Annotated in this window: 14 protein-coding genes; 10 read left to right on the forward strand and 4 right to left on the reverse strand. The window is 65.6% G+C overall.

Annotated features, from left to right (window positions below; all coding sequences use genetic code 11):
• Nucleotides 1-135: 135 nt before the first annotated feature.
• Complete coding sequence (locus tag M2650_RS15055; protein ID WP_249475913.1) at nucleotides 136-711, reverse strand: ECF-type sigma factor; 576 nt, start codon at nucleotides 709-711, stop codon at nucleotides 136-138.
• A 437-nt stretch (nucleotides 712-1,148) separates the two neighbouring features.
• On the opposite strand from M2650_RS15055, the gene M2650_RS15060 reads away from it, so the two are divergent.
• From M2650_RS15060 to M2650_RS15075, 4 genes are all read left to right on the forward strand, one after another.
• Nucleotides 1,149-1,466, forward strand: a complete 318-nt coding sequence (locus tag M2650_RS15060) for a hypothetical protein (protein WP_249475914.1) — start codon at nucleotides 1,149-1,151, stop codon at nucleotides 1,464-1,466.
• 141 nt (nucleotides 1,467-1,607) lie between these two features.
• On the forward strand, nucleotides 1,608-2,015 hold the full coding sequence (locus M2650_RS15065; RefSeq protein ID WP_249475915.1) for a hypothetical protein: 408 nt from the start codon (nucleotides 1,608-1,610) through the stop codon (nucleotides 2,013-2,015).
• The gene (locus M2650_RS15070; RefSeq protein WP_249475916.1) at nucleotides 2,012-2,242 is read left to right on the forward strand and encodes a hypothetical protein; all 231 of its coding nucleotides are present in this window, start codon (nucleotides 2,012-2,014) and stop codon (nucleotides 2,240-2,242) included. Before M2650_RS15065 ends, M2650_RS15070 begins: the two co-directional genes overlap by 4 nt.
• A 121-nt stretch (nucleotides 2,243-2,363) precedes the next feature.
• Entirely contained in the window at nucleotides 2,364-2,573 is a 210-nt protein-coding gene (locus M2650_RS15075; RefSeq protein WP_249475918.1) for a DUF6289 family protein, read from the forward strand.
• A gap of 132 nt (nucleotides 2,574-2,705) precedes the next feature.
• Here M2650_RS15075 and M2650_RS15080 read toward each other — a convergent pair whose 3' ends face one another.
• Nucleotides 2,706-4,133, reverse strand: a complete 1,428-nt coding sequence (locus M2650_RS15080; protein WP_249475920.1) for an ATP-binding protein — start codon at nucleotides 4,131-4,133, stop codon at nucleotides 2,706-2,708.
• Complete coding sequence (locus M2650_RS15085) at nucleotides 4,130-4,795, reverse strand: response regulator transcription factor (RefSeq protein WP_249475922.1); 666 nt, start codon at nucleotides 4,793-4,795, stop codon at nucleotides 4,130-4,132. Before M2650_RS15085 ends, M2650_RS15080 begins: the two co-directional genes overlap by 4 nt.
• Before the next feature lie 241 nt (nucleotides 4,796-5,036).
• On the opposite strand from M2650_RS15085, the gene M2650_RS15090 reads away from it, so the two are divergent.
• From M2650_RS15090 to M2650_RS15115, 6 genes are all read left to right on the forward strand, one after another.
• Complete coding sequence (locus M2650_RS15090) at nucleotides 5,037-5,570, forward strand: hypothetical protein (RefSeq protein ID WP_249475925.1); 534 nt, start codon at nucleotides 5,037-5,039, stop codon at nucleotides 5,568-5,570.
• A gap of 79 nt (nucleotides 5,571-5,649) precedes the next feature.
• Complete coding sequence (locus M2650_RS15095) at nucleotides 5,650-6,672, forward strand: MBL fold metallo-hydrolase (protein ID WP_249475926.1); 1,023 nt, start codon at nucleotides 5,650-5,652, stop codon at nucleotides 6,670-6,672.
• Nucleotides 6,673-6,765: 93 nt separating this feature from the next.
• The gene (locus tag M2650_RS15100) at nucleotides 6,766-7,800 is read left to right on the forward strand and encodes a class 1 fructose-bisphosphatase (RefSeq protein ID WP_249475929.1); all 1,035 of its coding nucleotides are present in this window, start codon (nucleotides 6,766-6,768) and stop codon (nucleotides 7,798-7,800) included.
• A 784-nt stretch (nucleotides 7,801-8,584) separates the two neighbouring features.
• Nucleotides 8,585-9,361 (forward strand): rhomboid family intramembrane serine protease, encoded by a 777-nt coding sequence (locus tag M2650_RS15105; RefSeq protein ID WP_249475930.1) that lies wholly within the window; start codon nucleotides 8,585-8,587, stop codon nucleotides 9,359-9,361.
• A 72-nt stretch (nucleotides 9,362-9,433) separates the two neighbouring features.
• On the forward strand, nucleotides 9,434-9,844 hold the full coding sequence (locus M2650_RS15110) for a cytochrome c oxidase assembly factor Coa1 family protein (protein ID WP_249475933.1): 411 nt from the start codon (nucleotides 9,434-9,436) through the stop codon (nucleotides 9,842-9,844).
• Nucleotides 9,841-10,830: an NAD-dependent epimerase/dehydratase family protein gene (locus M2650_RS15115; protein ID WP_249475935.1), complete on the forward strand. Its 990-nt coding sequence runs from the start codon at nucleotides 9,841-9,843 to the stop codon at nucleotides 10,828-10,830. The genes M2650_RS15110 and M2650_RS15115 overlap by 4 nt, the downstream gene beginning before the upstream one ends.
• A 134-nt stretch (nucleotides 10,831-10,964) precedes the next feature.
• Here the strand turns inward: M2650_RS15115 and M2650_RS15120 are convergent, their stop codons facing one another.
• Nucleotides 10,965-13,265, reverse strand: a complete 2,301-nt coding sequence (locus M2650_RS15120; RefSeq protein WP_425602557.1) for a TonB-dependent receptor — start codon at nucleotides 13,263-13,265, stop codon at nucleotides 10,965-10,967.
• Nucleotides 13,266-13,305 lie beyond the last annotated feature (40 nt).

The raw sequence follows: 13,305 nt of genomic DNA on the forward strand, positions 1-13,305 counted from the left end.
GCCGGTCCACTTCGGCGCGCAAGGCCGGATCGTCCGCGCACTCGGCCGACAGCACCCGCTCGCGTTCGGCCACGCCCAGGTCCACCACGCGGTCGAACAGGTCCGAGACGCGGTGCCAGCGTTCGGCCTGCGCGTTCACGGCACGTTGTCGTCCAGGTGCGCGCGCAGGAAGGCGCGGGCGCGACGCCAGTCGCGGCGCACGGTGCGCTCGCTGATGTCGTGCACCATCGCGATCTCGGCATAGTCCATGCCGGCGAAGAAACGGCATTCGACCACGTTGACCAGGCGCGGATCGAGCTCGCCCAGCGCCAACAGCGCATCCTCGATGGCCAACACGTCGATCTGCTGCATGTCGGCGTCTTCCACGCGGTCGGGTTCGAGCGTGAGCATCACCGCGCCGCCGCCGCGCTTGGCGGCCTTGCGTTCGCGCAGGTAGTCGATCAAAAGGTTGCGCATGGTCTTGGAAGCGAGCGCGAAGAAACGGGCGCGCTCGAGCTGATCGTCGCTGCCGGGCACGTCGGCGATTTTCAGGTAAGCCTCGTGCACCAGCGCCGTGGTGTCCAGATTGGTCCGGGCCCGTCCGCCCAAACGGTGCCGTGCGATGACGCGAAGCTGGTTGTAGATATCCTGGGACAATTGCTGGCGCGCCGCGGCGTCGCCCTGGCTGATCGCGTCCAGTGTCTGTGCCAGCTTGGTCGGCTGTTTAGCCATCGCAGCGATCCCCATCTCGCTTCCCCCAGACTTATAGGTTGGCACAGCGCATGTCATTGCGCTTGCAGAGCCATTCCTTGGCCGTTTTGCCAACTACGTCGCACTTATAACCCCCCCGGTTGAGAGATTGAAGGCCTTTCGGCGGGGACAGGCGGTCGGTTAAGTCTGCGGAGGGCTCGCTGAGAGGCTCTTGTTGACAAGGCATTCGCTTTTCCGAAGTGCCAAACCATGAGTTTCTGGCGCCCGCCTGATATCGTGACGGTCGTCAATACTCGCTGTCGTGGCGCTTGAGCTGCCCCGCGTGCCGGCCCTATCATCCCGCCCGCCGGGGAGCTGACGGCTGCGAGCCGCGGTGCGCGTGACGGTAACGCTCCGCGGCCTGCGTCCCTTTGGATGGGGTCGGGTCGACGCCGTGTACTACGCAGGAATGACCGCGCATGGCTGCATCCGCTTGGCATGAGGACAACACCATCACCGAAGTCGACTTGGCGCGGCAGGCCAAGCTCGGCGCGGTGACCGAAATGTCGATCGTGCAGACACCGCAGGGCTATCAGGTCGTGGTCGGCCTGAAGTGGCATCCGGAGCGGGTGGTGATGAGGACCCGCAGATCTACGACCGAACCGCGCCTGTTCAAGAGCCTTGAACGGCTGGTGGCGCATATCCGAGAACGTTATCCCGCGGTCCGGCAGGTGCGGATCGAGCTCATGACGGCTATCGAGCCGGCAAAGCCCGCCCGGAAGAAAGCGGCCCGATAGCGCCCGGCGACCTACGTCGGATGGCTCGCTCGACCGCCAAGCCGCGGTTTGGCGCCTCTCCGAAGCTTTCCGACGCGAGGGCCGCGAGCGCGCGTTTTTTTCGTCCTTAGCTGCTAACCCTAGCAGCGAGGAGAACCGCTAATGACCACGAATTTCTATTCGCCGCCATGGCCGTTCTCCGCGCGCATCCGCCGTCTCGACAAGGGTTCGCTCTTGGCTTGGTCGAGCACGGTGCTGGCGACTTTAGCCGGCTTCTCCGGGGCGATCGACCAAAGCTGGGCCGTTCCGCTGGTCGCGTTCTGTGCCGGCATGGGCGTTGCCTTCGCTTGCCGTAGCGCCGCCGCTTCATGCCGCCGCAATGCAATGGCGGGGCGGCAGCCGTCGGCGCGCGCTCCCTCGGCGAGCCAAGGCATCTGGCAGGAAATCGATCACCACCGCGATCTGCTGCACCTGCTGCACGAAAAAACCCATTCGGCAGCCAGAGACACAGGCTCGACCGTCGCACGGTCGGGCCCTATCGGACGCAAGCGGGGCCATGGGCAGAAATGACCGCCCCTTCTGAACGCAGCCTACCCACCTCAGTCCGCTTCGGTGTCGATGTGCACCGCACTCGCAACGGTTACACCCTCACGCTGCACCGCGAGGAAGGCGCTTTTCCGGTACTTGCGGCCAATGGGCGCCGCCTCATGCGGTGGCGACGCCTGGATGATGCGCTGGCCTATGCGACCGAGCACTTCGGTGTCCTTTCAGCAATTCGGTTGAACCTGGACGACTAGTTGCTTCGGTTTATGCGCAATTAAAAACGGAGGATAAGGCCTTGACTCGCCATTACCAATACAATATATATTGGTTACCGTATTATGGTAATACGGTCAACCATTCCTTTTGGAGTCATAGATGAAAGTCAAGCTGGTATATGCAGTGGTAGCGGTTCTGGCCCTGGTCAGCACGGTCGCTCTCGCCAAGCGAGCCAATGAAGTCGAGTTCGTCTATCTCAACGGCAAGGGCGAAGTCGTCGGTGGCAAGACGCTTCACTGCGCCGGCATGACGTCGCAGTGGGGCACGGTCACGCCCAAGTACGTGACGTCCAGCACGCCGTGCGATTGAATCCGCACGACGTTTGACGTCGGTTGCGTTGCAGTTGGCGCGGCGGCAAAGCTTCGATCCCTTTGTCCGCCGCGCCAACGTTTTTCCAGGCTCGCGAACGACGATTGCTTTTTTGCGAGTCCGCAGCCGCGATCAGGCAGCTCCCGCGCCTTCGCCGGCAGAGCGGAAAAAAACCATCACCGATAACCCGCGCCCGCCTATCCCCTCCCCTACGACGATCCGTGCATCGTGGCCGCGCGCCGCGCGCGCCACTAGCGATAAACCGATGCCGCTGCCGCGCCCGCCATTGCCCGGCGCGCGGTAGAAGCGATCGAAGATGCGATCGCGATCCGCCGCAGGCACGCCGGGGCCGTCGTCTGCGACCTGCAGCATCACGCCGGGCGCGCCTTCGTACAGCGCCGGCCCGCAGGACACCGCGATCGTGCCGCCCTCGCCGGCATAGCGCACCGCGTTGTCTAGCAGGTTGCGCAGCAGGATGCCGAGCTGGTCGATATCGCCGTTCACCACCGCGGGTTCGGCATTGAGCGCGATCTTCTGCCGCCGTTCGCGCGCCAGCGTTTCGAAATCGCGTACCAGCAGCACCAGCAGTTCGGACAGGTCGACCGGCGTGCGTTGCGCGCCGTCGGCGGCCGTGTCCAGGCGGGCCAGGTCCAGCAACTGTTCGGACAAGCGCGCGCTTCGCTGCACGCCGGCGCTTAGCCGCTGCAAGGCCGCATTCTTCTCTTCGACCGTATTCGCGCGCAGCGCGAGATCGGCGTGCGCGATCAGCACCGCCAGCGGCGTGCGCAGTTCGTGCGCCGCGTCGGCGATGAAGCGGCGCTCGTTCTGCAGGGCTTCGTCGACGCGCGCGAGCTGGCTGTTGAAGGCCTCCACCAGCGGCTGCAGCTCGGTGGGGATCGGCGCGACCGGCAGCGGCGTCAGATCCAGCGGCTGCCGCGTCATCAGCGTGCGGCGCAGCGCGGTCACCGGGCGCAACGAGCGCCCGATCACCACCCATGCGACCAGGCCGAACAGCACGAAGATTTGCAGCGCGGCGATCACCGCCACGCGCACCCAGCCTTTGAACTCCTGCGCCATCATGTCTTGGGTGCGGCCGACCTGGACGATGATGCCGCGCTCGCGATCGGAGACGCTGTAGACGCGCCAGGTCTCGCCGCCGATCACGCGCGTGGCGTAGCCGTCGGCGAAGTCCGGCTTCATCGCCTCGGCGGGCGCCGCCGGCGAATGCACGACGTTGCGGCCGCCGGCCCATATCTGGAAACTCATCTTCTGGTCGCTGGCGCTGCTTTTTTCGCGCAGCCGCGGCGGTTGCGCCGTCGGCGCCAGCACGGCCAGATTGTGCGGCATCGACGTCAGGATCTGCGTGGCGATCTCGCGCAGCGACGCGTCCCAGAATCCGGTGCGCTCGCGGGTGAGCTGCCAGCTCTGGTAGCCCTTCCAGCAGGTGAAGGCCAGCACGATGCACAGCAGCAGCGCCTTGGTCAGGCGCCAGCGCAGCGAATGGCGCTCGTGGACGGCGCGGCGGCACTGCTCCATGCGCTCGCGCCAGTATCGCTTCATGCCTGCGGACCGCCGATCCGATAGCCGTAACCGTGCACGGTGCCGATCAGCTTCTCGCCCAGCTTGCGTCGTAGCTGATGCACGTACACGGCGATGGTGTTGCTCTCGATCGTGCCGGAGCTGCCGTAGACCGCTTCCTCCAGTTGTTCGCGCGTGGTCACCCTGCCTTGCCGCTCCATCAGCAGCATCAGGGTGAGGAATTCGTGCGAGCTCACCGGTACGGTTTGTCCGCCGCGCGTCACCAGGCGCTTCGCCGGATCCAAGGTAACGTCGCCGTGGCTCAGGACCGGCGATACGCGTCCCTGGCTTCGGCGCGTCACTGCGCGCAGGCGCGCGTACAACTCGTCGGGCTGGAACGGTTTGACGATGTAATCGTCGGCGCCGGCGTCCAGCCCGGCGATGCGGTCGCTGAGCTTGTCGCGCGCGGTGATGATCAGCACCGGCGTGGTGTCGTAGCGGCCGCGCAGCACGGCCAGCACGCTGAGCCCGGAACTGCCCGGCAGACCCAGGTCCAGCAACACCGCGTCGTAGCCGTGATCGACCAGCGCGATCTTGGCCGTCGCCGCATCGGCCGCCCAATCCACCGCGGAGCCGTGCTGCTCCAGCCCGGCGCGCAGCGCGTCGGCCAGCATCGCATCGTCTTCCACCAGCAGCAGTTTCATCGCTCGCCTTGTTCCGGAGATGCCGGTCACTCTGCGCCGGCGCAATTAAAAACTTCTTAAAACCATGTCCTTACGCTGGCTGTCACGGGTCCGCTGCCGGCCCCGCTTTCGCCCGGAGGATCGCTGTGCCGCCGCTACCGATCCTAACGCCATCGCCGACCGGCCGTGTCGGCGCGCCCCCGTTTCAAGCCAAAACCTTCGCCGCCACGTGACCGTCGGCTACCTATTGCTGGAGTCCCTGATGAACGCCGAAGCCCGAGCGCTCTCGCGCCTGCCCGCACTGACCATCCGCTCCGTGATTCACGACGATCTTCCGCAGTTGCTGCGGTTGTGCGCCGAGCACGCCGAACAGACCGCGTTCGAACGCCTGCCCTACGGCCGCATCCGCCACGATCCGCTGGAACTGCGCGAAGCCCTGTTCGAACCGCCGTTGCGCGCCTGGGCATGGCTGCTGCACGCCGGCGACGAAGCGATCGGCTATGCGGCCGCCACGGTGGGTTTCTCGATGCTCGAACGCGGCTATTACCTGCAGCTCGAACCCTGGCACGTGCGCGCGCCGTGGCGAACGGACGGCGCCGACCTGCTGCTGTTGCAACAGGCGCAGTACCTTGCGCTAAAGCTCGGCTGCCTGAACCTGCAGTGGCAGGCGCCGGCTTGGAGCGCGGCATCGGCGCTGTCGAGCGAACGCGCCACGCGCATCGAAACCGTGCGCCACGTGCTGCCGCTGGCGCCGCGCGCGACCGCCGACGATGCGTCGGGCCTGCTCCATGCCTGAGTCTTGGGCGCGCTCCCCTCATGCGCCGAGCCGTGCGCGCCGCGCGCGGCGATTTTTATTCCTTTTCGCGATGGTATCGATGACTACGCTTACGCTTTGCGCCTGCAGTACGGCGCGTTACGCGCAATCGCCGCAATACCGCGACGGCGGCTTCCGCAATCCGGTCGCGCCGCGGATGCGCGGCAACTTCTTCTCCATGACCTGGCGTTTCCTGTTCGACAAGCCGGACGACACGGTACCGTCCGCGCCGCTGCCGGTGTCCCCGCTCAGCCGCGAACAGCTGCTGGCCGCGCCGGACGGGACGCTGTACCGCCTGGGCCATTCCACGGTGCTGATCAAGCTCGGCGGCGCGTTCTGGCTCACCGATCCGGTGTTCTCGCTGCGCGCCTCGCCGGTGCAATGGGCCGGACCCAAGCGTTTCCATCCGCCGCCGATCTCGATCGATGCGTTGCCGCCGATCAAGGGCGTGATCCTGTCGCACGACCATTACGATCACCTCGACAAGGCGGCGATCCTGGCGCTGGCGGACAAGACCGAGCATTTCCTGACGCCGCTGGGCGTGGGCGACCTGCTGATCGAATGGGGCGTGGACGAACGCAAGGTGCTGCAGCTGGACTGGTGGGATTCGATACCGGTCGGCGGCCTGCGCTTCGTCGCCACGCCGTCGCAGCATTTCTCCGGCCGCGCGCCGTTCGCGGACAATCCCACGCTGTGGACGTCGTGGGTGATCGAAGGCGACGGGTTGCGGCTGTTCTTCAGCGGCGACACCGGCTATTTCGACGGCTTCAAGGCGATCGGCGACAGGTACGGCCCGTTCGACCTGACCCTGATCGAATGCGGCGCCTACAACACCGATTGGCCCGACGTGCACATGCAGCCGGAACAAACGCTGCAGGCGCACCTGGACCTGCGCGGCCGCCGGTTGATGCCGGTGCACAACGGCACCTTCGATCTGGCGTTCCACGGCTGGCGCGAACCGCTGGAGCGGATCAGCGCATTGGCTGCGGCGCGCGGCGCGCGGATCGTCACGCCAGCGATCGGACAGCCGCTGTCGATCCGCGAGCCGGCCGCCACCGGCGCATGGTGGACGGCGGCACGCTGAAGCGCGCGATCTGCAAACGTTTCCAGCGCGTAGGACGGAATCGTCCACGCGCGGATCGGCGACAATGGCGGCCTTTCCTCGCCGAATCTCGCCATGTCGTCCATCTCACTGACTCGTTTCCTGATCGAAGAAGAACGCGCCGGCCACGTCAATCCCGATTTACGCCTGCTGATCGAAGTCGTCGCGCGCGCCTGCAAATCGATCTCGGTCGCGGTCGGCAAGGGCGCGCTGGGCGGGGTGCTGGGCGATGTGATCGCCAGCGGCGCAGCCAGCATCAACGTGCAGGGCGAAGCGCAGAAGAAGCTCGACGTGCTGAGCAACGAGATCCTGCTCGAGGCCAACGCCTGGGGCGGGCACCTGGCCGCCTGCGCTTCGGAAGAAATGGACCACTGCCAGCCGATTCCGGATGCCTTTCCGCGCGGCAATTATCTGTTGCTGTTCGATCCGCTGGACGGCAGCAGCAATATCGACGTCAACGTCAGCGTCGGTACGATCTTCTCGGTGCTGCAGTGCCCGGACGGCGTGGCCCAGGCGGCGGACGAGCATTTCCTGCAGCCGGGGCGCACCCAGGTCGCCGCGGGCTATTGCATATACGGGCCCAGTACGATGCTGGTGTTGAGCATCGGCCACGGCACGCACGCGTTCACGCTGGACCGCGAGCAGGGCGGTTTCGTGCTGACGCAAAAGAACATGCGAGTGCCGGCGGAAACCAAGGAATTCGCGATCAACGTCTCCAACCAGCGCCACTGGGAGGCGCCGATGCAGCGGTACGTGGTCGATCTGCTGTCGGGCAAGGAAGGCCCACGCGGCAAGGATTTCAACATGCGCTGGATCGCTTCGATGGTGGCCGACGTGCATCGCATCCTGACCCGCGGCGGCATCTTCATCTATCCCTGGGACCGCAAGGACCCGGGCAAGGCCGGCAAGCTGCGACTGATGTACGAGGCCAATCCGATGGCGCTGCTGGTGGAGCAGGCGGGCGGTGCCGCGACCAACGGCCGCGAACGGATCCTGGACATCGCTCCGGACCAATTGCATCAGCGCGTACCGGTGTTCCTGGGTTCGAGGGACGAGGTCGAGCAAGCGACGCGGTATCACCTGGAGCACGATGCTGCAGCGACGTCTTAACGGCATAAGCGTTGAGGGCGGAACCATGCCGTTGCACTTCCACTGCGCAGGCAGGATGCCGGAGCGAACATCCGCGCAGCGGATGGCCCGAAGGGCATGTCGCAGGCGCGGCATGTCATCCAGGCCCGCGTCCTGGCGGGTGCGCTGCGACTCGCGCCATGGACAAAGGCTTCCGGCTGCGCCGGGTCACTTTCTTTGCTGGCCCAAAGAAAGTAACCAAAGAAAAGGCCTGAACTGCGGTGCGATGCGTCGCGCTTGAAAGTTCGCCTGCAGACCTGCTTTCGTCGTGGGTGACCTTCTTACGCAGGTACTAGATTTTGATTCGCCGCGATTGTGGTGACGTGGCTTTTGCGGAGTTGCGCTAAGGAGGCGTTCTGATCGATCGCCTCGCATCTGAATGTCGAAGCGACGGAGGAATCCCGAGGGCTGGCGAGCGGTGGCCAAGAACACGAGGTAACCCCATCGCCGGGATACCTTCCAAAGGCCCTTTTTCTTGGTTACTTGTCTTTTTGGGCCCATCAAAAAGAAAGTCACTCGGCCGCGGTTTTAGCGGACGAAACCCCGGCTGGAACGGCCGGCAGGTCGCGAGAACCCCCAAGCAAAGAGCAGCGGGGCAAGTCCCGCTCTACAAGAGCCAAAGCGAATCTCCCCGGCTCCTCTTTTGCAAAAAGGGGGAGACAAGCTGGATTCCGGCCCGCGCCGGGACGGCTGGGAGCAAAATCGCCTGCGGAAGAAAGCCTCTGCCCGGCCTTGCATCCCGGAGTTCCGCCGCCATCCTGCTGGAATGCACCTGCACGGCAACGACTCGCCCAGCGACGCCAAGGCCCAGGGCCGGATCGACAAGGGCCGCATCATGCGCGCGCTCAACCTGAGCCTGGGCTTCGTGTTGCTGTTGGCGATCGTCTTCGCCGCCCAGCACGCATTCGATCTGCGCGACTGGGCGGTGGCGCCGCACGAACTCGGCGGCTTGCTCGGTGTGCTTACGGCACCGCTGCTGCACGGTTCGTTCGAACACATCACTGCCAATGCCGCCGCGTTGATCCTGCTGGGCACCTTGGCCGGCAGCGTTTATCCGCAGGCCACCGTGCGCGCATTGCCGCTGTTGTGGCTGGGCTCCGGCCTGGGCGCCTGGCTGTTGGGCCAGACCGGCACGCATCACCTGGGTGCGAGCGGCGTCACCCATGGCCTGATGTTCCTTGTGTTCGTGCTCGGCCTGCTGCGCCGCGATCGGCCCGCGATCGCCGCGGCGATGATCGCCTTCATGCTGTACGGCGGCATGCTGTTGACGGTGCTGCCGCGCGAGCCCGGCGTGTCCTGGCAGGCGCACCTGGGCGGTGCCGTAGCCGGCGCGATCGCTGCATTCGCGTTCCGCCATCGCGACCCGCCGCTGCCGCGCCGCCGGTACAGCTGGGAGATCGAGGAAGAATTGGCCGAAGAGGCCGCCCGCATCGAGCGCGAGCAATACGAGCCCGAACGGCCGCGCGACGTGCCGGTGCTGTGGCGGCGGCAGGAAGAAGAACGCGGCGTGGTGTTGAAGTTTCCGCCGCGCGACGGACAGTGAGTCCCGGGATGTAATCGGCGCGGCCGAGCCGCTAGACTTCGCGGCAACTCGTTCGCGACGTGGCAGACGACCATGGCCGTCACCGCCCAACCGAAAAGGCGCGACAATCCTTGGGTACTGATCGCGACCATCGCGGCGTGCGTGCTCATCATCGCGACGGCGATCTGGACTTTCGCGGGCTTCATGTTGGATGTGTTGCGAGGCACCGAGCCCTACCTGCACGGGATGTCCGCGATGCGATCCAACGCGCAAGTCGTCGAGGCGTTGGGCGCACCGATCGAAGCCGGCCGCTTTTTCGAAGGCAATATCTCCGTATCCGGTCATCGCGGCGATGCGCGCTATGCGGTGCCGATCCATGGCCCCAAATCCACTGCAACGCTGCATATCGCTGCGCATAGCGAAAATGGAGTCTGGGCGTACCCGACCCTGGAAGTAAACGTGGCGGACGGACGCGTCATCGACCTGGCGCCGGCGCAGCCATGAGCGGGCGCATCCTCGTCACCGGCAGCGCCGGCCATCTGGGCGAAGCGCTCATGCGCACGTTGCGCGCGGCGGCGCACGACGTCGTTGGGCTCGATATCGCCGCATCGCCCTATACCGATGCGGTCGGTTCGGTCGCGGACCGTGATTTCGTCGAGCGCTGCATGCGCGGCGTGCAGGCGGTACTGCACACCGCCACGCTGCACAAACCGCACGTGGCCACGCACACGCGCCAGGATTTCGTCGATACCAATATCACCGGCACGCTCAATCTGCTGGAAGCGGCCGCGGCCAACGGCGTCGGGGCTTTCGTCTACACCAGCACCACCAGCGCTTTCGGCGACGCGCTGACGCCGCCGGAAGGCGAACCCGCGGCCTGGATCACCGAAGACGTGGTCCCGGTGGCCAAGAACATCTACGGTGCGACCAAGACCGCGGCCGAAGACATGTGCCGGCTGTTCCACCGCAAGCAGAGACTGCCCTGTGTGGTGCTGCGCACGTCGCGCTTCTTTCCCGAGCCCGACGACAATCCGGCGCTGCGCTCGGCCTATGCCGACGGCAACATCAAGGCCAACGAGTTCCTGTACCGGCGCGTCGACGTACAGGACATCGTCGATGCGCACCTGCTGGCGATCGCGCGCGCGCCGGAGATCGGCTTCGGCCGCTACATCGTCAGCGCGACCGCGCCGTTCCAATTGGAAGACCGCGCCGAATTGCGCAGCGATGCGCCTGCGGTGGTCGCACGTCGCGTGCCCGGCTACGAGGCCGAATACGCGCGCCGCGGTTGGCGCATGTTCCCGAGCATCGAACGCGTCTACGTCAACGCCGCGGCGCGGCAGGCGCTCGGTTGGCGGCCGCGCTACGACTTCGCCTATGTGCTGGAACGGTTGCGTACCGGCGAAGACCCGCGCAGCCCGCTGGCGCAGGCGATCGGCATCAAGGGCTACCATGGCCCGTCGTTCGAGGACGGGCTGTATCCGGTGGAGTAATGCTGCTTTTCGTAGGAGCGGCTTTAGCCGCGAGCTTTTGATCTTGCTTCACATCTGACAAAAAGCTCGCGGCTAAAGCCGCTCCTACGAAAAGCGAAAGCGAAAGGCGGCGGGCCGCCTTTCGCGATAACGCCTCAGAACTTGGCGGTGAACTCCAAACCCCAGTTGCGCGGCTCGTTGATGAAGCCGGTCAGGTTGTTGAAGTCGATGCCGCCGACCGCACGCTCGGTGTCGGTGATGTTGCGGCCGAACAGCGCCACTTCGTAGTTGCCGGCGTCCCAGTTGTAGCCCAGGCGCAGGCCGCCTTCGACCAGCGATTTGCCGGTGAATTCGCGAGCTTCGTACAGGAAGAAATTGATTTCGCTGCGGTAGGCCCAGTCGGTGTAGACGAAGAATTCGCCCTCGCCCACCGGAATGCCCCAGCGCGCGGTCAGGTTGTGGATCCACTTGGGCGCCTGCGGCAGCGGGTTGCCGTCGATGAAGGCCACGGTGGTGCCGTTCGGCAGCAGCTGGGTCGGGTCGGTGACCGTGCAGTGCGGCGTGGCGCCGAATGTGCCGCCGCAGACCCCGACCGCCAGCGATGCGTCGTTGATCTCGGTGTCGTTGTAGCTGCTGCCGAACGTCACCAGCAAATCCGGCGTCAGATACGCTTCGAGGTCGAACTCGAAGCCCTGGCCCAGGCTCTTGTCGGCATTGAGCAGGATCGCCGAGTTGTTGCCGCCGCCGACCGCGACCAGCTGCTGGTCCTTGACGTCGTAGCGGAACACGCTGAAGCCCATGCGCGCGCGCTTGTTCCACAAGTCGGCCTTGATGCCGGCTTCGTAGGAAATCACTTCTTCCGAATCGGCGATCGACGGCGTTGGCGAAAACAGCAGGCGCGCCTGGATCGACGGCGCACGGAAGCCCTTGGCCACGCGCGCGTAGAAATTGACGTCGGAGTTGATCGCGTAGGTGCCGCTCAGATCCCAGCTGACGTCGTTGGCGTCGGTAGTGACCGGGAACGGACCCGACACCGGCGTGCCGAACGGCGCGGACTGCAGCACGCTGGCGCTGAAGTCCTTCTTGTCTTGCGTATAGCGCAGGCCGCCGCGCAGCTTGAACTTGTCGGTGACGTCGAATTCGCCGGAGCCGAACACCGCCCAAGCCTTGTTGCGCTGTTCCTGCACTGCGTGGCCGTTCTGCACGCCGCCATGCAAGGAATCGTAGTTGAAGCTGTCGACGGTGATGTCTTCGTCGAAATAGAACAGGCCCGCCTGCCAGTCGAAGCGGCCCCATTCGTTGGATTCGATGCGGAATTCCTGGCTGAACTGGGAATGGTCGGGCAGGCCGTCGGCCGATTCCGCCGAGAACGCGATCGTTCCCGGGCCGGACGGCGGGTTGAAGCGGTCGCCGAAACCGCCGTCGATGTCGCCGCGGCTGAGCGTATCGACGCTTTCATAGCCGGTGATCGAGTACAGCGTGGTGCGGCCCAGATCCCACGACAGGCGCGCGCTGGCGCCCTGCGATTCCAGCTTCTGGAAGTTGGTGCCGTCGATCGTGACCTTGTCGCGGTCGAAGCCGGGCACGAAATCGTTGCTGCCCTTCTGGAAGATGTTGGCGCGGAACAGGCGCGCGGTGCCGCCCAGGTCGCGTGCGTGGACGTTGAACAGCGCCTCGAAGCCGTCGCCGCTTTCGTACAACAGCTGTAGGCGCGCGGCCATCTCCTCGAAGCCTTCCAGATCCCTTTCCGGGCCCGCGGCGAAGGTATTGTCGACCCAGCCGTCGCGCTTCTGGTACAGCATCGACGCGCGCGCCGACCAGTGCTGGCTCAGCGGCCCGCCGAAGGCGCCTTCGACGTTGATCGCTTCGTTGCTGCCGACCGACACCTGCGCATAGCCATCGGTTTCCTGGCTGGGCTTGCGCGATTCGAACTTGACCACGCCGGCCGGCGTATTGCGGCCGAACAGCGTGCCCTGCGGGCCGCGCAGCACTTCGACCTGGTCCAGGTCGAACACCGGGAAGCCCTTCAGGATCGGGTTTTCCTGCACCACGTCGTCGTAGATCAGCGACACGGGCTGCGATGCGTTGAGATCGAAGTCGGTGTTGCCCAGGCCGCGGATGTAGAAGCGCGGGAAGGCGCGGCCGAACGAGGATTCGATGTTGAGCGACGGCACGCGGCCGGACAGGAAGCGCACGTCTTCGCCGCCGGAGGCGAGCACGTTGAGTTTTTCGCCGTCGACCGCGGTCAGCGACACCGGCACGTCTTTCGCGTTCTCGACGCGGCGCTGCGCCGTCACCTGGACGGTATCGAGGGTGATGGCTTCCTTCTGCGCAGCGGCCTGGTCCGCTGCGACATCCTGCGCCAACACGGGCGCGGCGGGCAGGAGCATCGCGATGGCGATCGCGAGCGGGCGCAACTGGGCGGAGCGCGACGACAAGCGGCGTGGCACGGACATGGCGGTTTCCTCGGAAGGCTGGGCGGACGCGGCGGTGTTC

The organism is Luteimonas galliterrae (genome assembly GCF_023374055.1).
GTDB classification, from domain to species: Bacteria; Pseudomonadota; Gammaproteobacteria; order Xanthomonadales; family Xanthomonadaceae; genus Luteimonas_C; species Luteimonas_C galliterrae.

Coding starts and splice junctions, on each gene's coding strand:
- M2650_RS15055 (WP_249475913.1), bottom strand. CDS start 711: ATGGCTAAACAGCCGACCAAGCTGGCACAGACACTGGACGCGATCAGC.
- M2650_RS15060 (WP_249475914.1), top strand. CDS start 1,149: ATGGCTGCATCCGCTTGGCATGAGGACAACACCATCACCGAAGTCGAC.
- M2650_RS15065 (WP_249475915.1), top strand. CDS start 1,608: ATGACCACGAATTTCTATTCGCCGCCATGGCCGTTCTCCGCGCGCATC.
- M2650_RS15070 (WP_249475916.1), top strand. CDS start 2,012: ATGACCGCCCCTTCTGAACGCAGCCTACCCACCTCAGTCCGCTTCGGT.
- M2650_RS15075 (WP_249475918.1), top strand. CDS start 2,364: ATGAAAGTCAAGCTGGTATATGCAGTGGTAGCGGTTCTGGCCCTGGTC.
- M2650_RS15080 (WP_249475920.1), bottom strand. CDS start 4,133: ATGAAGCGATACTGGCGCGAGCGCATGGAGCAGTGCCGCCGCGCCGTC.
- M2650_RS15085 (WP_249475922.1), bottom strand. CDS start 4,795: ATGAAACTGCTGCTGGTGGAAGACGATGCGATGCTGGCCGACGCGCTG.
- M2650_RS15090 (WP_249475925.1), top strand. CDS start 5,037: ATGAACGCCGAAGCCCGAGCGCTCTCGCGCCTGCCCGCACTGACCATC.
- M2650_RS15095 (WP_249475926.1), top strand. CDS start 5,650: ATGACTACGCTTACGCTTTGCGCCTGCAGTACGGCGCGTTACGCGCAA.
- M2650_RS15100 (WP_249475929.1), top strand. CDS start 6,766: ATGTCGTCCATCTCACTGACTCGTTTCCTGATCGAAGAAGAACGCGCC.
- M2650_RS15105 (WP_249475930.1), top strand. CDS start 8,585: ATGCACCTGCACGGCAACGACTCGCCCAGCGACGCCAAGGCCCAGGGC.
- M2650_RS15110 (WP_249475933.1), top strand. CDS start 9,434: ATGGCCGTCACCGCCCAACCGAAAAGGCGCGACAATCCTTGGGTACTG.
- M2650_RS15115 (WP_249475935.1), top strand. CDS start 9,841: ATGAGCGGGCGCATCCTCGTCACCGGCAGCGCCGGCCATCTGGGCGAA.
- M2650_RS15120 (WP_425602557.1), bottom strand. CDS start 13,265: ATGTCCGTGCCACGCCGCTTGTCGTCGCGCTCCGCCCAGTTGCGCCCG.